We start from the raw sequence: 18,569 nt of genomic DNA on the forward strand, positions 1-18,569 counted from the left end.
GCTTTTTCGGAAAGCGGGCAAAGATCGCGTCGAATTTTCCCGGTGCGTCCAAGACGGGGAAACAAACGATCCCCGCCTCAGCCACAACAGCCCCCATTCAGCGAGTTGCCAGCCTGTCCGGCAGTCGCACCAGGATGATCTCGGCCAGCATCACCACCACCGCGCCGACCACGATGGAGTGTCCCGCCATCTCGGCGACGATTGCCGGCAGGCTGCTGGCGAAGGAACTCGCCAACGCCGGAATGCCGAGGCCGGCCATCAGACCGAGCGGCGCCACGAGGTTCTTCACCGCCGAGCCGCGTTCCTGGCTTGCGAGCTGGATGCCGGTCATGATCACGGTTGCCGCAGCCGGCAGGAACAGGCCGCCGACGACGGAAGCCGGCGTGGCCACCAGCAACGCCGCCACCTTGGGCAGGAAGGCAAGGACGATGAAGATGATGCCGGCCACCCGCACCACGTGCCGGCTGGCGACGCCCGTCATCTTCACCACGCCGAGGTTTTGCGCGTAAGCCGTGGTGCCGAAACCGCCGATGAGGGCTGCCAGCATCGAGCCGCCCGCCTCGCCGGCGATGCCCATGTTGACGCGGCGGTCGGTTAGCTCCTGGCCAGTGAGTTTTGCGGTCGCCTCATACATGCCCATCGCCTCGACGACCGCGACGAGGAAGACGATGCACATGGTGATCGTGATGCCGGCGTCAAACTGCAGCGCGCCATAGGGCAAGAGTTTCGGGAAGGCGATCCACGGCGCATCGCCAACGCTGGAAAAGTCCAGAAGGCCCAGCGAAAGCGCGAGCGCATCACCGATGACCAGCGCAATCAGGAAGCCGAACATACGCAAATTGCCGCCGAGCGCCGAGCAGATCAGCACGGCGCAGGTTGTCACGCAGGCAAGCAGCAGGCTGGAGCCCGTGCCATAAGTCGGCATGCCCGGTCCGCCGAAGAACTCCTGAAAGGTGAAGCCCGCCAGCGCGATGCCCACCAGCGTGATGATGGTGCCCGAAACCGCCGGTGACAGCAGCCGGCGCAGACGCGCGAGCTGGCCGCCGATCGCGGCGAGGAACACCAGCGCCGCGCCGATGATCAGGCCGAGGCTGGCTGCCGAGATGGTGCCGGCCTTGTAATAGCCGATCGCCAGCGGCGAGAAGGCCGAGGACGGTCCCTGCACGACCGGCAGGCGCACCAGCCTGGTGCTTTGCAGCACGGTGACGACGCCGGCGGCAAGGAATGTCGCCGTCACCAGATTGGTCGCCAGCGTGGCCGAGAACCCGGCCACAGAGGCGATGAAGATCGGGTCGAGCCAGGCATTGGAGACGAGGGCCTGTTGCAGGCCCAGCGCTACCCTTCGCTTGGCGGGGATGATCTCCTCGACATCCCCGATGGTGCTGATTTGCGAGATTTGATCGTGGTGTCCCTGCAATGGGACGTCCATCAGACCGGCCATGATACTTCCTCCTCCAAGAAGCAGACGTGCGGTTTGGTAATTGTTGTTTTGGAGTTCCTGCCGGCGCGTGGCCGGCAGGCGGTCAGGCGGCCAGCCGCTGGATGCGGCGGGCGTGCCTGGCGTGTTCGCGCAGCACGTCGTTCAGCCCGGCCATGGTCGGCCGGCTGTTCTCGACCAGCACCTTGCCGTTGACGATCGTAGTGCCTGCGGTTGCTGGACCGCAGCGCAGCCAGGCTTCGACAGGGTCGGTATGCGCACCGGCAAGCGCGATGTCGGACATTTCCCAGATCACGAGGTCGGCGCAGGCGCCCGGCCGCAGATGGCCGATCTCGTCCTCCCAGCCCAGGCAGGCCGCGCCCCCGCGCGTGGCGATGTCGAGCGCATCGCGCGCCGACATGGAATTCGGGCCGTTGCGGAAGCGGCCGAGCAGCAGCGCGGTGCGCGACTCCAGCCACATCGAGGCGTGGTCGGTAGAGGCCGAGCCGTCGCAGCCCAGCCCCACCATCATGCCGCGGGCGCGCAGGCCCATGGCGTCGGCAGCACCGCCGCCGATCAGCATGTTGGAGCAGGGGCATTGCGCGGTGCAGACGCCGGCATGGGCCAGCCGGCCGATCTCGTCATCCGAAGGATAGATGTAATGCGCCACCCAGGAGCGGTTGCTCGCCCAGCCGACGCGCTCGAAATATTCGGTCGGCGTGCAGCCATAGACCTCGGCGCAGTAGATGTCCTCCTGCGGGTCTTCGGCCAGATGCGTGTGCAGCCTGAGATCATATTTCTCGGCGAGCCGCGCCGATTCCGACATGATGCGCTCGGTGACCGAGAACAGCGAGCAGGGCGCCAGCGCCACGCGCGTCATCGAGCCGGCGGAAGCGTCGTGGTATTTTTCGACCAGCCGCACGCTGTCGGCGAGGATGGTTTCCTCATCCTGCACCACCGATTTCGGCGGCAGGCCGCCGTCCTCCACCGAGCGGGTCATGGAGCCGCGCGTGGCATAGAAGCGGAAGCCGATGTCGGTGCTGGCGCGGAACTGCGCATCGATCAGGAAGGGCTTTGGATGGACATACATATGGTCCATCGAGGTGGTGCAGCCACCCATCAAAAGCTCGGCCATCGCGATATAGGTCGAGAGATAGACCGACTCCTCGTCGAGATCGGCCCACAGCGGGTAAAGCCCGGTCAGCCACTCGAACAGCGTGCCGTTGGTCACAGGCGCGTAGGAGCGCGTCAGGTTCTGGTACATGTGGTGGTGGGCGTTGATCAGGCCCGGCGTCACCAGCCGGCCGCGCGCCGAGATGGTGCGCTTGGCCTCCGGCTCCTCGCCGGGCTTGCCGATGGCATGCACCCGGTTGCCCTTGATGGCCACCCAGCCGCCGGCCACTTCCCAGCCGCGATCCACATAAACATGCGCATCGCGGACAAGCAGGTCTACAGTCATACGTCGTCGTCCTTCCAGGTCTGGTTCCCATGCGGTCCCGAAGGCGCGGTCTTCGCCGCCTTCGCGCTATGAGCCCTGTCCCTGGAGGTGCGAACTCCGGATCGTCATCGACTGTAAAAGGTTGAGCGGGCTTGCTCTGCTATGCCTTGCCGGTCCGGCCGCCGATCAGCTTGCCGATGCCGTGCCTGAGACGGCTGCGGAAACCCGCAACGCATCGCCAAGCACCGTCGATGCAATCCGATATTTTCCCTGCTGTCAAATTATTTTCATGTGGAGGGGCGCCAGCCGTTGCCTGCTGGCCGAGCCCGCTTTCGAAATCCCCGGCGCATGGCTGGAACTGTTTGGCGAAGCAGCTTAAACGGAGGCAAAGCGGCGAGGGCCGCATACTGACGCAGGAACAATCCGTGGCAACAGTGTTCGAACCCGCAGCGGCGACTTTCCTCAAGACCGTCGACGGCGACGATTTTCCGGTGCGGCGGGTGTTTTGTATCGGCCGCAACTATGCCGCCCATGCCCGCGAAATGGGCAAGGACCCCGACCGCGAGCCGCCGTTTTTCTTCACGAAATGGGCCGAGACGGCGGTGAACGCCGACCCCGCCGATGCCTGCCGCATCGCCTATCCGTCCGAGACACAGAGCTACCATTTCGAGGTCGAACTGGTCGTGGCGCTCGGCGCGCCCGCCTTCCGGGTGGATGCGAATGAAGCGATGAAGGCCGTCTGGGGCTATGGCGTCGGCCTCGACATGACCCGCCGCGACCTGCAGTCGGCCGCCAAGGATCTCGGCCGGCCATGGGATGTCGCCAAGAATGTCGAAGAGTCCGCGCCGACCGGGCGCCTGGTCTCGGCGGCAAAGGCCGCCGCCGCCGGCTTCGACCCGGCCCGAGGGCGCATCGCGCTGTCGGTAGATGGTGCTGCGAAGCAGGACGGCGACCTTTCCGAGATGATCTGGCCGGTGGGTGACGTCATCGCCCATGTTTCGCGCTTCTACCGTCTCGGTGCCGGCGATCTTATCTTCACCGGTACGCCCGCCGGCGTCGGTGCTGTGGTACCGGGCAACCGGCTGGTGGGCGAGATCGCCGGCCTGCCGCCGCTCGACGTCACCATCGGCGAGCCGGCCTGATCTCAACACGCTTGGCGATGACCTGAAACTGTGATCAGATGATCACAGGCGGGCGCGGAGTCGCGGGAGGCAGCGATTGCGCCCCTACGCGTGCCGGGAAAGAGGGAAGCATGGCAGTCGATGTTGGATTTGAGCCGGTGGCATCGCGCATGACGGTGCAGGACGGCGTCTATCAGCAGCTGCGCCATGCGCTGATGATCGGCCGCTTCGATCCTGCACAGACGTTGACCATCGCGTCGCTCGCCGAAGCCTTCGGCACCAGCAACATGCCGGTGCGCGAGGCGCTGCGCCGGCTGGCAGCCGAAAACGCGCTCGAAATCGCCGCCAATGGCTCGGCCTGCGTGCCGCCGGTCACGCTCGCCCGGCTCGACGACCTTTGCCGCGCGCGTGTCGCCGTCGAAGGCCTTGCCGCCGAGCTCGGCGCGCCGCGCCTTACCGCGGCGGACATAGCCGCGCTCGAGCAGATCGTGGCCGAGCAGCAGGACATAGGCCGCAACGACAGCATTTACGACCTCATCAGCAAGAACCAGCAGTTCCATTTCATCATCTACCGCGCCTCGGGTTCCGATGTGCTGTTCCAGCTCATCGAGACGCTGTGGCTGCGCTTCGGCCCCTACATGCGGCTGCTTTCGCACCATGTCGCGCCGTCGATGAAGGCCGGTGTCATGGAGCCCTCCGGCCGCCACACGGCAATCATCGCGGCGCTGAAGGACCGCGATTTTGCCCGCACCCGCGACGAGATCGAGGCCGATATCCGCGCCACGCAGGAAACCCTGCGCGGCATCTGCCCGGACGTGCCGTAGGCCGGATTGGCGGATAGGACGAAAAGACAGCTGGAGCCACCCTCGTGGTTCGAGGCTTCGTTTCGCTTCGCTCCACTCCGCACCTCACCATGAGGGTGGGGGCGTGCCACGGCGCTACCCTTCAAGCGAAAAATGCGCCACGGGCCTCATCCTGAGGTGCTCGCCCGCTGGGCGAGCCTCGAAGGGCCCGCTCAATTCTCGCCAATTTTCACATCCAGGAACGGGATAACTGTCAGCCCCTGGGGGCTCCCGAAAAATGTTCGCCCGGCCTCGGTTGATCTGGATCGGATTTTATGATCACATGATCACAAGGCAGGGAGTGAGCATTGTCTGGCTATTTTCTTTATCACTCGATCGGCACCTTTCCAGGCAAGGCTGAGGCGATGGCGGCCGCCTTGTCGGACTTTTCGTCGGTTTGGTCGGCTAAGGATGATGGCCAGTGGCCTGCGGCCATGGCCGCCCGCCAGCGCTTCGTCGACGCCTGGAGCAAGCTGATCGACGTGCCGGCCGGCTCGCTGACGACCGCCGAAAACGTCACCACCGCGCTTTACAGCCTCATTGGCGCCCTGCCGGAGGCGCATTTGAAGGGCCGTCGCTTCCTCGTTGCCGGCGATTGTTTCCCGAGCCTGCATTTCCTGCTGGCAAAGCTTGCCGAGCGTTTTGGCTTCGTGCTCGACACCGTGCCGCTGCGCCCCGGCGAAACCTGGGTGCGTGATGAGGACGTCAGCGCCCGCTGGGGGGCGGATGTCGGCGTCGCGCTGCTGACTTTCGTCACCTCCACTGCCTCGCACCGCTGCGACGTCGCGCGCCTTGCAGAGCATGGCCGCCGCATGGGCTCCATCGTCGGCGTCGACATCACCCAGGGCGTCGGCGTGGCGCCCTTCACCGTGCCTGAAACGGGCGTCGACTTCGTCGTCTCCTCCTCGCTGAAATGGCTGTGCGGCACCTCCGGTGCCGGCGTCCTGCATGTGCGGCCCGAACTGCTCGCAGCTTGCGAGCCGGAACTGCGAGGCTGGTTCAGCCAGGAAAATCCCTTCTCCTGGGATCTCGACAAGTTCACCTACGCCTCGGATGTACGCCGCTTCGACCACGGCACGCCGGCGATCCTTGCCAGCGTCGCTTCGCTGCCGGGGCTGGAATGGGTCATGCGCACCGGCATCGATGCCGTCCGCGCGCACAACCTGGTGCTTACCGAGCGCATCATCGAGCGCGCGCTGGAAAATGGCTGGGCGGTGGCCTCGCCGACCGACGAGCGCGAGCGCGGCGGCAGCGTCATGCTGACTTTGCCGGAAGGCGTGGATGCGCCTCGCCTTGTCTCGGAACTGCGCGCGGAAAAGCTCTATTGCGATGCGCGTGGCTCCACGCTCCGGCTCTCGCCGGGCACCGTCACTTGCGATAATGCGGTCGAGGCGCTGTTCTGCGGCCTCGAGCGGAGGATCGGCTGGCGCGAGCGGCGCGCTTCATAGGGAAGGTTTCAGGCATCCCCCGCCTGCAGCGTCCGGGCAACGGGACGCTGGAAGAGGTGGAAGTTTAGGGCGCCACGTTGTGTGGCTACATAGAGGGAGTGAAAATGCTCAAGCGCTTGAGTCTAATGGGAATGGTGGTGGCGGCCGGCTTTGCCTTCATGGCGCCGACCTTCGCCGACACGATCACGGTTGGTGCCTATCCGGCCAATCCGCCGTGGGAATTCAAGACCGATGCCGGTGACTTCGAAGGCTACGAAGTCGACGTCGCCAATGAAGTCGGCAAGCGCCTCGGCATGGAAGTCGAGTTCCAGGACATGGGCTTCCAGGCTCTGTTCGCCGGCACCAGCTCGGGCCGCATCGATTTCGCCATCTCGTCGATCTCGATCACCAATGAGCGCCTGCAGAACCAGTCCTTCACCCAGCCTTACTACGACAGCGATGGCACCGTGGTCGGCAAGGAAGATTCCACCGTCACCACGCTGGAAGACCTGAAGGGCAAGACCATCGGCGTCGTCGCCGCCACCACGGGCGAAGCTTGGGCCAAGGAAAACGCCGAGAAGCTCGGCATCGCCGAGGTCAAGAGCTACGCTTCGCAGCAGGACCTGCTGCTCGAGGTGCAGAACGGCCGTATCGAAGGCGGCGCGGGTGAGCTGGCAGGCTTCCAGTATGCCATGACCAAGATCCCGGGCCTGAAGGTCCTCGTCCGCATTCCGACCGGTGAACGCTTCGCCATGATGGCCAAGAAGGATCATCCGCTGGTCGAGAAGGCCAATGACGCGATCTCGGCTATGAAGGAAGACGGCACCCTGGCCGAGATCCACAAGAAGTGGTTCCAGGCCGACGCCGACCCCGAGACCAGCACCATCAAGGTCATGCCGCTGCCGAAGGCGGAATAAACCGAGCCAGAAGCGCCGGTGCGGTTGCGCCGGCGCTTCCGGTCTTTATCCTACCGCTCGCCGGTCGGCCGGCGGGTTTCTTTCTTAGCGGGCCTCGTCCATGGAACTGATCAATACCTTCTTCAACTGGGACATCCTGGTCAGATCCTTCCCGATCCTGCTGCGCGGGCTCGGCAACACCGTTCTGCTCGGCTGTGCCAGCATCTTCTTCGGCTGCATCGTCGGCCAGCTGGTCTGCCTGGCGCGTCTCTACGGGCCGCGTCCGCTCAAGATGGTGGCGGTCTTCTATGTCGACGTGTTCCGCGCCCTGCCGATCCTGGTGGTGCTGATCCTCATCTATTACGCGCTGCCCTTCGTCGGCATCCGTCTGTCGTCCTTCGCCTCGGCCACGATCGCGCTGTCGATGGTGCTCGCGGCCTTCACCGCCGAAGTCTGCCGCGCCGGCATCGAGAACATCCCGCGCGGCCAGTTCGAGGCGGCGGCAGCACTTGGCCTGCCCTTCTGGCTGGCGCTGCGCAAGGTGGTGTTGCCGCAGGCGCTGCGCGTGGTCGTGCCGCCGCTCACCTCGAACTGCGTCTCGGTCTACAAAGACACGGCACTCGCCTCGGTCGTGGCCATGCCCGACCTGTTGAAGCAGGCCACCGACGCGCAGGCGCTGATGGCCAACCCCACCCCGCTCATCGGGGCGGCGATCATCTACCTGGCCTTCCTGTGGCCGCTGGTCCGCCTCGTCAGCTATCTCGAAGCACGCAGCAAGCGCGCCTACGGAAGAAGCTGAACCCTCAATCCCATGCAGAACCCCCGCGGCGTCCGCGCCGCGCGACCCAACTCGACCTCAGAAAGCATCTTTTCATGACCCAGCATCGCCCCATCGAGCCCGCCGACGCCGCGTCGTTCCCGGTCGACCAGGTGCGCGCCATGTTCCCGGCGCTGCAGAAGGCCGGCGACTTCATCTTCTTCGACAACGCCGCCGGCGCCCAGATCCCGCAGAGCGTTCTCGAAGCAGTGCAGAACCACCTCGTCGGCCACAACGTCCAGCGCGGCGGCCGCTATGGCCGCAGCGTCAAGGTCGACCAGTCGGTCGCCGAGGCGCGCGAGAGCGTGGCGCTGCTCATCAACGCCTACAGCCCGGCCGAAATCTGCTTCGGCATGAACGCCACGTCCTTCATCCGCCTGGTCAGCCTCGGTATCGGCCAGATGCTGGGTGAGCGCGACGAGATCATCATCACCGACATGGACCACGACGCCAACATCGCCACCTGGCTGGCGCTGGAATCGGCCGGCGCCAAGTTCAAGTGGTGGCGCATGCGCGAGGACGGCAACCTGCATGTCGACGACCTGCGCCCGCTGGTCGGCGAGCGCACCCGCCTCGTCGCCTGCACGGTCACGGCGCATTCCATCGGCTCGATCGTCGACGTCGCCTCGGTGGCCGAGATCGCGCATGCCGCCGGCGCCGAAGTGTTCCTCGACTGCGTCCACTACGGCCCGCACGGCCTCATCGACGTGCAGGCCTGGGATTGCGACTATCTCGTCTGCTCGGGCTACAAGAACTTCTCGCCGCACATGGGCTTCCTGTGGGGCCGCTTCGAGACGCTGAAGCGCCTGCCCACCTTCCGCGAGGATTTCATCCCCGATGAGCCGCCCTACAAGGTCGAGGCCGGCACCTTCATCTACGAGAACGTCGCCGGCATGGATGCGGCGGTGCAGTATCTGGAATCGGTCGGCCGCAACTTCGCGCCGTCCAACAACCTGTCGCGCCGCGAAAACATCGTCGCCGGCATGGGCGCCATCCGCGCCTATGAGCTCTACCTCGCCCGCGAGATGATGCGCGTGCTGAAGGATTGCGGCGCCACCATCTATGGCGTCGACGACGAAGCCCGCATCGACGAGCGCGTGCCGACCTTCTGCTTCAACATCGGCAAGCTGTCGCCGCAGATGATCGCCGAAGAGATGTCCGAGATGCAGATCGGCATTCGCGACGGCCACATGTATGCGCCGCGCCTCATGGCCCGCCTCGGCCTGAGCATGGACAGCGGCGCGGTGCGCCTCTCGCTCGTGCACTACAACACGATCGAGGAAATCCACCGCTTCGAGAAGGCGCTGAAGGAACTGATCGCCCGTCATTCCTAAAGCATGATCCCGAAAAGTTGCAGACTTTTCGGACAAGATCATGCTTCAAAAACAAAAGGTTAGAGCGAGATGGCGATTCAAGGAAAAGCCATCTCGCTCTAAAGCTCAAAGACAAAAGCTTGGGGCGAGGTAGCGAAAGCCGTCTCGCCCTGGGCGGTTGCCGGGTCGGGGCACGCCCGGCATATGAGAAGGGGCGCGACCGCGAATGGTCGCGCCCCTTCTATTTGGTCGCTGCGTCTGCTGCCCGGCGAACGTTCAGCTCGGGTTCTCGAGCGTGAACATGTCGGTCTTCTCGTCATAGGCGAAGAGCTCGGCATAGCGGGCCCAGCTGGTTATCGCCCGCAGCGTGTATTCCGCGTTCTCTTCCGACATGTGCTCTTCTAGCTCGTCGCGGAAGCGGCGGGCCGGCGCCTCGTGGCTTGGCCGCTCGTCCAGCACCCGGCGGATATGCGAGGCAAGCGGAACATGCGCGACCAGTTGGTCCGCGAACAGCTGCTTGCGCTCGTCCACCTCGGACTCGGCAAAGCGCATGCCCGCTTCCGTCAGCTGGATGTCGCCTTCCGCCAGTTCGGCGAAATGCAACAGTTGCAGCGTCTCGGCGATCGGGAACAGGTCGTCGATCTCGAGCTGCAGGCTCGCCGCTAGCGGCGGCAGGTCGGCCTTGCCGCGATAGGGTTCGGCCGCGATCGTCTCGACAAGACCCGAAAGCACATTGGTGGAGACGCGCGGCAGCACCATGTCGATGCCGGTTTCCGCGACCGCGCCTTCGCGCGCCGGCTCGGCCACCGGCTTCCTCGCCGTCATGCGCTCGTAGATATCCTCCACCAGCGCGCGGAACGCGGGGTCGAGGCGGTCGCGCGGCTGCGGCAGGTTGATGCGGATCTCGGCCGCCACCCGCCCCGGATTGGACGAGAAGATCAGCACGCGGTCGCACATCAGCACCGCTTCCTCGATATTGTGCGTGACCATCAGGATCGACTCGATGGGCATGCGGCCTTCCGACCAGAGGTCGAGCAAGTCGGTGCGCAGCGTCTCCGCCGTCAGCACGTCGAGCGCCGAGAAGGGCTCGTCCATCAACAACACCTTGGGATGCACCACGAGCGCCCGGGCGAGGCCCACGCGCTGGCGCATGCCGCCCGACAGCTCCTTGGGATAGGCGCTCTCGAAGCCGTCGAGGCCGATCAGGTCGATGGCCTCCAGCGCACGCTTGCGCCGCTCGGCGGACTCGATGCCACGCGCCTCGAGCCCAAGTTCGACATTCTGCAGCACGGTCAGCCAGGGGAAGAGCGCGAAGCTCTGGAACACCATGGCGATGCCGTCCGGCGTGCCGGTGACGGGCTTTCCCTCGAAGGTGATCGAACCGGAGGTCGGATGGATCAGGCCGGCAATCGAGCGCAGCAGCGTCGACTTGCCCGAACCGGAGCGCCCGAGCAGGCCGACGATCTCGCCCGGGTTCAGGGTCAGCGCGACATCGTCCAGCACGACGAACTGGCCGTTGTCATAGCTCTGGCTCACGCCCTTGACCTCGACCAGCGGTACGGCGTTCGCGGCGGTTACGGTGGTGTTGACGAATTCGTTCATGGTCGGTCTCCCGATCGAAATAGATATAGTGTCGGTTCAGTCGAGGCGCAGGCGGCGCTCGGCAAAGACGTAGAGCGGGCGCCACATCAGCCGATTGAACATGGTGACGAACAGCGACATCACGGCAATGCCCAGCACCACGCGCGGAAAATCGCCGGCCTCGGTCGCCTTGGCGATGTAGGAGCCAAGCCCGTAGGCCTCGAGATGCGTGTTGCCCCAGCTTGCCACCTCGGCAACGATCGAAGCGTTCCACGAGCCGCCAGTGGCGGTCAGCGCGCCGGTCACATAATAGGGGAATATCCCCGGCAGCATGACCTTGGTCCACCAGCTCCATGAGCTGAGCTTGAACACGGCAGCCGCTTCCCTGAGATCGGACGGGAAGGCGCTGGCGCCGGCAATCACGTTGAACAGGATGTACCACTGCGTGCCCAGGATCATCAGCGGCGACAGCCACACATTCGGGCTGGCGCCGGTGGCGACGATGGCAATGACCACGAAGGGAAACAGCACATTGGCCGGGAACGCGGCCAGGAACTGCGCCACAGGCTGCACCTTCTGGGCAACGGCCGGCCGCAGCCCGACCCAGACCCCGATCGGCACCCAGACAAGGCTGGCGAGCGCGACCAGAACCACCACGCGCACAAGCGTCGCGAAGCCGCCGCCAAAGGCCTCGGCCACATCGCCCCAGCCAAGCGTGCGGCGGATATAGAGCACCGTCACCATGGCGCCCGCAATCGCCATGAGCGCAACCAGGACGATCCACAGGCGATCCACCAGCTTGCTGGTCGGGCGCGGGGCGGCCAGACGCGGCGCCTGGCGCGTGCGGCGGGCGCCCACCAGCATCAGCCGGTCCCAGCCGGCGGCCAGCGGCACGCCGATGAGCTTCAGCAGGCGGGTGCGGCGCAGCAAGTCATAGACCCAGGAGCGCGGCTTCTGCTGGCTGGCGGTCTGCTCGGCGCGGAACTTGTCGGCCCAGGCCACGATCGGACGGAACAGCAGCTGGTCGTAGAGCAGGATCAGGATGCCCATGGCGAGCACCGCCCAGCCCACGGCCACGAAATCTTGCTTGGAGATCGCCAGCGCCAGCCAGGAGCCGATGCCCGGCAGCTCGACGGTGGTGTCACCCACGGTGATGGCCTCCGAGGCGACGACGAAGAACCAGCCGCCCGACATCGACATCATCGTGTTCCAGATCAGGCCGGGTGCTGCGAACGGTGCCTCCAGCCGCCAGAAGCGTTGCCAGGAGGTGAGGCCAAAGCCGCGCGAGACCTCGTCCAGATCGCGGGGCACGGTGCGCAGCGACTGGTAGAAGGAGAAGGTCATGTTCCAGGCCTGGCTGGTGAAGATCGCGAAGATCGATGCCAGCTCGGCGCCCAGCTGGCTGCCGGGAAACAGGCCCATGAAGAAGGTGACGGTAAACGTCAGGAAGCCCAGCACCGGCACCGACTGCAGGATGTCGAGTGCCGGAATGATGATGATCTCGGCGCGCCGGCTCTTGGCGGCCAGCGTCGCCACCACGAAGGTGAAGATCAGCGAGGCGATGATGGCCGCGAACATGCGCAGCGTGGTGCGCACCGCATATTCGGGCAGGTTGGCCGGGTCGAGCGTCACCGGCGCGGTGGAGAGGAGTTCGATCGAGCCGCGCATGGCGATGGCCGCATGCGCCAGCAGGACGAACACCGCCGCCATGATCGACAGGGCCAGAATGTCGTAGACATTCGGCATGATGCGGCCGCGCGACAGCGTGGCGGCCTCGCTCAGCGATTCGCGATTGTGGGGCAGGAAGATCATTTGCGAACCTCGATGTCCGAGTGCAGAAAACTTTAGTTTGTTCGGACGCCAGCCCGCCGCTTGTGCCACGAGGGCGTGACGGCGGGGTGACTCTGGACGAAAGGCACGCGGTCGTCCGCCGCGACCGGCAAGGGTTGCGGCGGGTGGAGGATCTTCGCGATCAGGAAAAGAGAATCTGCAGCGCGGAGCGGAAGATCAGGCTGCGAGAGCGTATCCGAAGCTGCAACTGACACCCTCTTCGGAAAGGGTGCGGTGCTCGCGCGACCAGCGGCCCTCGAGCCGTCCGGTCAGCTGGTCACGCTGCCAGCGGCAGGTGAGTTCGTTGTGGTGGGCCTCTGCCATGGCGGCAGCAGCCGTCCGAAGGCGCTTGCGGGCGACGGGTGCTGCTGCACGCGCGGCGAGGCGCACATAGTCGCGATCACGGAACGAGAGGATGATGTTGTTCATGGCTCACCTCCTTGGCCCGACAGGACCCGGAAGCGAGCGGACAGACCGTCAGGCCTTGCCGAGGCTCGCCCGGCGGGACATGCCGGGAGTGGTATCGATTGACGGATGCGTTGTCCGGTTCCGGCTCAGAGCTTTCCCCGAACAGCGACTAGAATGACTGTCCATAACCTGGTCGTTTTGTTGTTGACTGCCTCGGGCACACCCGAAGCAAGGGTGCCTTACGCCCGGTGCGTTTGAAGTGTCAAGCTCGAATTGGCCCAAGATGATGCGCCTCGCCGCAATGTGAAGCACAATGGCCACGATCCTGCCTGGCCGCTGGGCGAATCGGCAGGAAAAGCTGGATTAGAAGCGTTTGTAAGCCGGCAAATTGTGCCGCGTCGCGGGGGCTAGGCCCACATCTGTTCCTGCGCTTCCGCCCACAGCGCGCGCGTCAGTTCGCCGGCCGGCAGTTCCCGTCCAAGCCGCACCGCCTGCCCAGACCAGAGAGAGCTGAAATCGGCCGAGCCCGCCGCCTCGCTCCTTGCCTTGAGCGGCGCCAGCGCGCCGCCGGCCAGCGGAAAGGCCGGCGGCAGATCGGATATCGGCCCCACCTCGCGCATCACGCGGTTGAGGATGCCGCGCGCCGGCCGCCCGGTGAAGACATTGGTGATGGCGATCTCGTCGCTGCGCCGAGCGCAGCGCCTGCCGGTGCAGCACTGAGACCTTGGCCTCCGGCGTGAAGAGATAGGCCGTGCCGATCTGCACCGCCGAGGCACCGAGCGCGAAAGCGGCGACGATGCCGCGCGCATCGGTGATGCCGCCGGCCGCGATCACCGGCGCCGATACCGCATCCGCCACCTGCGGCACCAGCGCGAAGGTGCCGATTTGGGTCGAGACGTCATCGGTCAAGAACATGCCGCGATGGCCGCCGGCTTCCGCGCCCTGCGCGATGATGGCGTCGCAGCCATGGTCTTCCAGCCAACGCGCCTCTTCCACCGTGGTCGCGCTCGAAAGCACCTTCGCACCGGCCGCCTTCACACGGTCGAGCAGCGACTTTTCCGGCAGGCCGAAATGAAAGCTCACCACCTCTGGCCGGTACTCCTCCACCATCTCGCACAGCGCGCTATCGAAGGGCGTGCGGCTGGAGCTCGGCGCCGGCGCTTCGGGGTCGAGCCCGAGCTCGACATAGTAGCCGGCCAGCCGCTTGCGCCAGGCAGCCTCGCGCCCAGCGTCAGGCACCGGCGGCGTGTGGCAGAAGAAGTTGAGGTTGATCGGCTTGGCCGTCCGCTGCCGGATGATGCCCAGCTCGCTGCGGAACTGTTCCGGCGAAAGCAGCGCGCAGGGCAGGGCACCCAGCCCGCCCGCCTCGGCTACGGCGATTGCCAGTTCCGATGTCACCGGCCCGGCCATCGGTGCAAGCAGGATCGGCAGGTCGATGCCGAAGAGTTCCTGGAAATGGCGATCGGTGTGCATGGCTGCGCTCCGTGATCTGGAAAGTTGAGTGGCTTTGCGGGCGCAGGCACCGTTTAGCCGATGATGATCCTGTCCATTGGTATGTCGTGGACCTGCGGATAGATGGTGGCGATCCGGGCTTCCGCATAGCCGATGCCGAGCACCAGCGGCTTTCGCGGCATGGCCGCCAGCGTGCGGTCGAAAAAGCCGCCGCCATAGCCCAGCCGATAGTTTTCGGCGTCGAAACCGACCACCGGCGCGATCACCACGTCGGGAAACACTGCCGGCCCGTTGGATGGAACCAGAATGTTCCACACGCCGCGCTCCAGCGGTTCGCCCGGCGCCCAGGCGCGGAATTCCAGCGGATGGCCGGCCTGGATCACCACCGGCAGGGCGAAGCGGCCGCCCGCTGCAATAATCTCGTTCATCCAGCCGCGCAGGTCGGGCTCGCCCTTGAACGGCCAGTAGAGGCTGATGAGTTTACCGCCCGGCGTGCCGATCGCCTCGGTGAGCCCCACCGCGATCGTCTCCGTGCGCCGCGCCCGTTCGTCGGCTGACATGGCCATGCGCGCATCGATCAGGCGCTGCCGCTCGGCCTTGCGCCAGCGCTTTACGTCGGCCCAGGCGGTCGGATCCGCCGGCCGGTCGCCGGGCTGGAACTCCGGCGTCAGCTCATGCATGAAACAGGGTGGAGAGGCATAGCCGCGCACATTGTCGTTGTCGCTCATGGGACGTTCTCGCCGTAGGCTGCTTGCCCCAACTATTGGCCCGCAAGCCTCGAAAGGCAAACGAAACGCGCCCTGGCCGAATACAAAGCCGGCACTGCTGCCCGCGTTGACGCCAGGGCCCGCCGCTGCTGGAATGAGCGACGGGGCGGAGGCATCATGCGGCAGCCATTCTTCACCATCGGTCATGGCACGCGCACGATCGACGAATTCGTCCATCTGCTGCAGCGCGCCGAGATCAAGCTGGTGGCCGACATCCGCACCGTGCCGCGCTCGCGCGCCAACCCGCAATACAATGCCGACGTGCTGCCTCAAAACCTCACGCCCTTCGGCATCGGCTACATGCATCTGGTCGAACTCGGCGGGTTGCGGAGCCGCTCGAAGACGGTGCCCGCCGCGGTCAACGGCTTTTGGGAAAACCAGAGTTTTCACAACTACGCCGACTACGCCATGAGCGCGGAATTCCGCGCCGCGCTCGACCGGCTGGTGGAGCTTGGTCAGGCCGGACGACTCGCCCTCATGTGCGCGGAAAGCGTCTGGTGGCGGTGCCATCGCCGCATCGTCGCCGATTATCTCATCGTGCGCGGCGAGACGGTCTTCCACCTGATGGACGACGACCGGATCGAGCCGGCCAGCATGACGCCCGAAGCCGCGCCGCAGGCGGACGGCACGCTGGCCTATCCGCCGCAGCCTCGTATCTGAACTACGGTCTTACCAGCCTGGCTCGAACTCGCTCGGCGTCACCACGCCCTTCTTCAGGATCAGGTTGGCGTAGAGCTGCAATTCGCCGGTCGCCACCACATAGGCCGCCTTCCGTGACCGCTCGTAGAAGGCGAAGCGCTCCAGCGGCGCCACCACGAAGGGGCCGGCCAGCCGGTCGATGATCGTCTGGAAGGAGGCGCAGATCGGCGGCACCTCCTCAGGCGTTTCGACCATGGCCATGCGGAAGGCAGAGGCGGGTGCGAAAGTGTCGAGCGGCATATGGGTGAGGATCGCCTCGACCAGCGGCTCGGCCTTGACGCCGTCGGCGCGGATCACCGGGCAGCCAAGCGTGCTGGCCGGGAAGTTGGCGTCGGCAATCACGATCTCGTCACCATGGCCCATGGTTCGCAGCGCGTGCAGCAGCTCGGGGCCGAGCAGGGGGTGGATGCCTCGCAACATGTCTTGTCTACCTCATCTCTCGCGTCTTGGGTCCGGTCCGCGCCGGCAGCAGTCGGCGGAAACGCGCAAAGAAAGGCGAAATGATCGCGCCGCCAGGCATGCCGCGGTCGACCTCCGATGCGCCGCCCGGCGGCGCTCTCGCATTCCTCCTCCCAAGCGCGCTCCCGTTCCGGTCCTGCCGGTTGCGGTGCGGCTCTTGTCACTATGGAGCACGGTTCGGCGTGCGACGCCAAGATATGGCAGCACAATTTTGCCGCGCTATTTGACCCCTTGGCGTCCTCCGGGGCGCCATCTCAGGCGTAAACAGGAGGTAAAGGCCATGCGCTTGCTTCTCCTTGCGGCACTGCTTCTAGTGCCGGCTCTTACTGGCTGCACGACGACTTCGTGGGTTGGCAATCGCGACTATGCCCAGCCCTGGGAGACGCCGTATCTGGGCTACAGCGGCATGGGCTCGACCCACTGATAGCGGCGGTCAGGATAGCGGAGGGGCAAGCGAGTGCGGCCGCTGCAGTGCGGGCCGCCGGCCTGAACGGCTATATGGAGCCGGGCTTGCCGGGCTGGCATCCGCACGTGGCTGACAGAACCATCGAAAGGGATCGAAGCATGACAAGACTGTTATGGATCGCCGCTTTGGTTGCGACAGTTTCCTGCGGCTCGGCATTCGCCCAAGCCGAAGACGAGGATGCACCGGAAGGACCGGGCACGCAGCGGGTGATCGCCGACCCGGATATCGTCGGGTCATTCTACACCGACGGCAGCATGAGCCGGCTTGCCCCGCCCGAACAGCTGGTGCGCGCGTGGAACGCCCTGTCGCCGGACCTGCGCAACCAGATCCGGGCCGAATGCGCATCTCCGGAGGATGATCAGGAAGACGGCTTTTGCTCCGCCGTGAGCAATTTCGAGTAAGCGGCCGGCCGCCACATGTTGCCGGAATGCTGGAGCCCTTGGCGATGGCAGCGCGGCAGGGCTAGACTTGGCCCCGCCCTGCACGGGATTGGAGCCATCGACATGTTCTTCGGTCACCTTGCCTTGATCTGCGCTGCGGTGTTCACCGGCGCGGCGCTTTATATCAACGTCGCCGAACAACCGGCGCGTCTCACCCTCGACGACGCCACCCTGCTGTCGGAATGGAAGCCGGCCTACAAGCGGGGCTTTGCCATGCAGGCCCCACTCGCCGCCGTCGGCTGCCTGCTCGGCCTGATCGCGTGGTGGCAAACGGGCGGGGCATGGTTCCTGGTCGGCGCCATTTTCATGATCGCCAACTGGCCCTGGACGCTCCTGGCCATCATGCCGACCAACAACACGCTGATGGCTACCGGCGAAACGGAGGCCGGCCCGCAAAGTCGGGCGCTGATCGAAAAATGGGGCTCGTTACATGCGGTTCGCACGCTGCTCGGCGCATTGGCGGCGATCGCGTTTCTGATCGCGCTGTCCGGGCTGTGAGCCCTTAAACGGTTGCTCTGACGACATCGGCCCGCGGGCCGCGACCTGTGCCGCTCCCGCGCCAAAGACGAGCAAAACCGCTCGCCATCCGCGATGGCCAAAAGTCGAAAAAATTTGGAAAAGCGAGGAAAAACAAGACCATCCGAAGGGATGGTGCCCAGGAGAGGACTCGAACCTCCACGCCTCGCGGCACACGGACCTGAACCGTGCGCGTCTACCAATTCCGCCACCTGGGCTAGGTGTGCCGCCGATGTAAGCGGACAGCGGGGCCGTGTCAACGCGGTTTCGGCAAAAAAAACATCGGAACTGAAAGTTGCTGTGGGCAGGTTGTCGCGCCCCACCTCTTCGAACCCGCCAGATGCTTGAAAACCCGGGAAAATCGGGTTGAGCAGGAGCGGAGCGCAAGGGCGTCGGCAGGGTGTGGATATGCGAATCGGCGTCGGCGGGCGACAAAAAATGAGTCGCGAATCGCTTTGCCGACTGCCCGATTCGGAATCGGCAGCGGCCGACACGTCATTGTTGCGTCGGCAAACGCAGGGGCGGGCGAGACCTGGCTTGCTCACCCGCGAACAAAAAAGATCGGATGATTGGGGCTCCCGTGGCGCTCCCGCTGCGGGGGTGACAGGATTTCAATCTGCGGGCAGGCTCCTCAAGCTTAACTGGTCAAGGAGCCATGCCCATGGATCTGTTCGTCGGTC

17 protein-coding genes, 1 tRNA gene and 1 pseudogene are annotated in these 18,569 nt (G+C 65.3%); 10 read left to right on the plus strand and 9 right to left on the minus strand.

Going from position 1 to position 18,569, the window contains the following annotated elements; genetic code table 11:
* Nucleotides 1-97: 97 nt before the first annotated feature.
* Both C7I85_RS08730 and C7I85_RS08735 read right to left on the minus strand, forming a co-directional pair.
* The gene (locus C7I85_RS08730) at nt 98-1,441 is read right to left on the minus strand and encodes a uracil-xanthine permease family protein (protein WP_245444851.1); all 1,344 of its coding nucleotides are present in this window, start codon (nt 1,439-1,441) and stop codon (nt 98-100) included.
* An 82-nt stretch (nt 1,442-1,523) separates the two neighbouring features.
* Nucleotides 1,524-2,876: an 8-oxoguanine deaminase gene (locus C7I85_RS08735; RefSeq protein ID WP_106723551.1), complete on the minus strand. Its 1,353-nt coding sequence runs from the start codon at nt 2,874-2,876 to the stop codon at nt 1,524-1,526.
* Between the two features lie 404 nt (nt 2,877-3,280).
* On the opposite strand from C7I85_RS08735, the gene C7I85_RS08740 reads away from it, so the two are divergent.
* The 6 genes from C7I85_RS08740 (at nt 3,281) to C7I85_RS08765 (ending at nt 9,292) form a co-directional block, all read left to right on the plus strand.
* Nucleotides 3,281-3,997, plus strand: coding sequence for a fumarylacetoacetate hydrolase family protein (locus C7I85_RS08740; protein WP_245444852.1), 717 nt, complete (start codon nt 3,281-3,283; stop codon nt 3,995-3,997).
* A gap of 110 nt (nt 3,998-4,107) precedes the next feature.
* The gene (locus C7I85_RS08745; protein WP_106723553.1) at nt 4,108-4,800 is read left to right on the plus strand and encodes a GntR family transcriptional regulator; all 693 of its coding nucleotides are present in this window, start codon (nt 4,108-4,110) and stop codon (nt 4,798-4,800) included.
* 326 nt (nt 4,801-5,126) lie between these two features.
* Nucleotides 5,127-6,266 (plus strand): aminotransferase class V-fold PLP-dependent enzyme, encoded by a 1,140-nt coding sequence (locus C7I85_RS08750; protein WP_106723554.1) that lies wholly within the window; start codon nt 5,127-5,129, stop codon nt 6,264-6,266.
* Nucleotides 6,267-6,370: 104 nt separating this feature from the next.
* Nucleotides 6,371-7,162: an ABC transporter substrate-binding protein gene (locus C7I85_RS08755; RefSeq protein WP_106723555.1), complete on the plus strand. Its 792-nt coding sequence runs from the start codon at nt 6,371-6,373 to the stop codon at nt 7,160-7,162.
* 100 nt (nt 7,163-7,262) lie between these two features.
* On the plus strand, nt 7,263-7,940 hold the full coding sequence (locus C7I85_RS08760; RefSeq protein ID WP_106723556.1) for an amino acid ABC transporter permease: 678 nt from the start codon (nt 7,263-7,265) through the stop codon (nt 7,938-7,940).
* Nucleotides 7,941-8,014: 74 nt separating this feature from the next.
* Complete coding sequence (locus tag C7I85_RS08765; RefSeq protein ID WP_106723557.1) at nt 8,015-9,292, plus strand: cysteine desulfurase-like protein; 1,278 nt, start codon at nt 8,015-8,017, stop codon at nt 9,290-9,292.
* 255 nt (nt 9,293-9,547) lie between these two features.
* Here C7I85_RS08765 and C7I85_RS08770 read toward each other — a convergent pair whose 3' ends face one another.
* From C7I85_RS08770 to C7I85_RS08790, 5 genes and pseudogenes are all read right to left on the minus strand, one after another.
* The gene (locus tag C7I85_RS08770) at nt 9,548-10,873 is read right to left on the minus strand and encodes an AAA-associated domain-containing protein (protein ID WP_106723558.1); all 1,326 of its coding nucleotides are present in this window, start codon (nt 10,871-10,873) and stop codon (nt 9,548-9,550) included.
* Nucleotides 10,874-10,909: 36 nt separating this feature from the next.
* Nucleotides 10,910-12,664: an ABC transporter permease gene (locus C7I85_RS08775; RefSeq protein WP_106723559.1), complete on the minus strand. Its 1,755-nt coding sequence runs from the start codon at nt 12,662-12,664 to the stop codon at nt 10,910-10,912.
* Nucleotides 12,665-12,859: 195 nt separating this feature from the next.
* Nucleotides 12,860-13,111: a hypothetical protein gene (locus C7I85_RS08780; RefSeq protein WP_106723560.1), complete on the minus strand. Its 252-nt coding sequence runs from the start codon at nt 13,109-13,111 to the stop codon at nt 12,860-12,862.
* 386 nt (nt 13,112-13,497) lie between these two features.
* Nucleotides 13,498-14,563, minus strand: a pseudogene (locus tag C7I85_RS08785) (NAD(P)H-dependent flavin oxidoreductase).
* 53 nt (nt 14,564-14,616) lie between these two features.
* Nucleotides 14,617-15,270, minus strand: coding sequence for a 5-formyltetrahydrofolate cyclo-ligase (locus tag C7I85_RS08790; protein ID WP_106723561.1), 654 nt, complete (start codon nt 15,268-15,270; stop codon nt 14,617-14,619).
* A gap of 156 nt (nt 15,271-15,426) precedes the next feature.
* Here C7I85_RS08790 and C7I85_RS08795 point away from each other — a divergent pair, with 156 nt between their 5' ends.
* On the plus strand, nt 15,427-15,969 hold the full coding sequence (locus C7I85_RS08795) for a DUF488 family protein (RefSeq protein ID WP_106723562.1): 543 nt from the start codon (nt 15,427-15,429) through the stop codon (nt 15,967-15,969).
* A 9-nt stretch (nt 15,970-15,978) separates the two neighbouring features.
* On the opposite strand, the gene C7I85_RS08800 is transcribed toward C7I85_RS08795, so the two are convergent.
* Nucleotides 15,979-16,428 (minus strand): RbsD/FucU family protein, encoded by a 450-nt coding sequence (locus C7I85_RS08800; RefSeq protein WP_106723563.1) that lies wholly within the window; start codon nt 16,426-16,428, stop codon nt 15,979-15,981.
* Nucleotides 16,429-16,747: 319 nt separating this feature from the next.
* Here C7I85_RS08800 and C7I85_RS30930 point away from each other — a divergent pair, with 319 nt between their 5' ends.
* From C7I85_RS30930 to C7I85_RS08810, 3 genes are all read left to right on the plus strand, one after another.
* Complete coding sequence (locus C7I85_RS30930) at nt 16,748-16,891, plus strand: hypothetical protein (RefSeq protein WP_181257120.1); 144 nt, start codon at nt 16,748-16,750, stop codon at nt 16,889-16,891.
* Between the two features lie 47 nt (nt 16,892-16,938).
* Nucleotides 16,939-17,334, plus strand: coding sequence for a hypothetical protein (locus tag C7I85_RS08805; RefSeq protein WP_106723564.1), 396 nt, complete (start codon nt 16,939-16,941; stop codon nt 17,332-17,334).
* Between the two features lie 102 nt (nt 17,335-17,436).
* On the plus strand, nt 17,437-17,871 hold the full coding sequence (locus C7I85_RS08810) for a DUF1772 domain-containing protein (RefSeq protein ID WP_106723565.1): 435 nt from the start codon (nt 17,437-17,439) through the stop codon (nt 17,869-17,871).
* A gap of 151 nt (nt 17,872-18,022) precedes the next feature.
* Here the strand turns inward: C7I85_RS08810 and C7I85_RS08815 are convergent.
* Nucleotides 18,023-18,107: transfer RNA gene (locus C7I85_RS08815), tRNA-Leu, on the minus strand.
* Between the last annotated feature and the right edge of the window lie 462 nt (nt 18,108-18,569).

It is taken from the genome of Pseudaminobacter soli (ex Li et al. 2025), from assembly GCF_003012705.1.
Taxonomy (GTDB): Bacteria; Pseudomonadota; Alphaproteobacteria; order Rhizobiales; family Rhizobiaceae; genus Pseudaminobacter; species Pseudaminobacter soli.

Bases quoted from the DNA above. Each gene is read 5' to 3' on its own strand.
- C7I85_RS08730 (WP_245444851.1), bottom strand. From the start codon at position 1,441: ATGGCCGGTCTGATGGACGTCCCATTGCAGGGACACCACGATCAAATC.
- C7I85_RS08735 (WP_106723551.1), bottom strand. From the start codon at position 2,876: ATGACTGTAGACCTGCTTGTCCGCGATGCGCATGTTTATGTGGATCGC.
- C7I85_RS08745 (WP_106723553.1), top strand. From the start codon at position 4,108: ATGGCAGTCGATGTTGGATTTGAGCCGGTGGCATCGCGCATGACGGTG.
- C7I85_RS08755 (WP_106723555.1), top strand. From the start codon at position 6,371: ATGCTCAAGCGCTTGAGTCTAATGGGAATGGTGGTGGCGGCCGGCTTT.
- C7I85_RS08760 (WP_106723556.1), top strand. From the start codon at position 7,263: ATGGAACTGATCAATACCTTCTTCAACTGGGACATCCTGGTCAGATCC.
- C7I85_RS08765 (WP_106723557.1), top strand. From the start codon at position 8,015: ATGACCCAGCATCGCCCCATCGAGCCCGCCGACGCCGCGTCGTTCCCG.
- C7I85_RS08770 (WP_106723558.1), bottom strand. From the start codon at position 10,873: ATGAACGAATTCGTCAACACCACCGTAACCGCCGCGAACGCCGTACCG.
- C7I85_RS08775 (WP_106723559.1), bottom strand. From the start codon at position 12,664: ATGATCTTCCTGCCCCACAATCGCGAATCGCTGAGCGAGGCCGCCACG.
- C7I85_RS08780 (WP_106723560.1), bottom strand. From the start codon at position 13,111: ATGAACAACATCATCCTCTCGTTCCGTGATCGCGACTATGTGCGCCTC.
- C7I85_RS08790 (WP_106723561.1), bottom strand. From the start codon at position 15,270: ATGAGCGACAACGACAATGTGCGCGGCTATGCCTCTCCACCCTGTTTC.
- C7I85_RS08795 (WP_106723562.1), top strand. From the start codon at position 15,427: ATGCGGCAGCCATTCTTCACCATCGGTCATGGCACGCGCACGATCGAC.
- C7I85_RS08800 (WP_106723563.1), bottom strand. From the start codon at position 16,428: ATGTTGCGAGGCATCCACCCCCTGCTCGGCCCCGAGCTGCTGCACGCG.
- C7I85_RS30930 (WP_181257120.1), top strand. From the start codon at position 16,748: ATGCGCTTGCTTCTCCTTGCGGCACTGCTTCTAGTGCCGGCTCTTACT.
- C7I85_RS08810 (WP_106723565.1), top strand. From the start codon at position 17,437: ATGTTCTTCGGTCACCTTGCCTTGATCTGCGCTGCGGTGTTCACCGGC.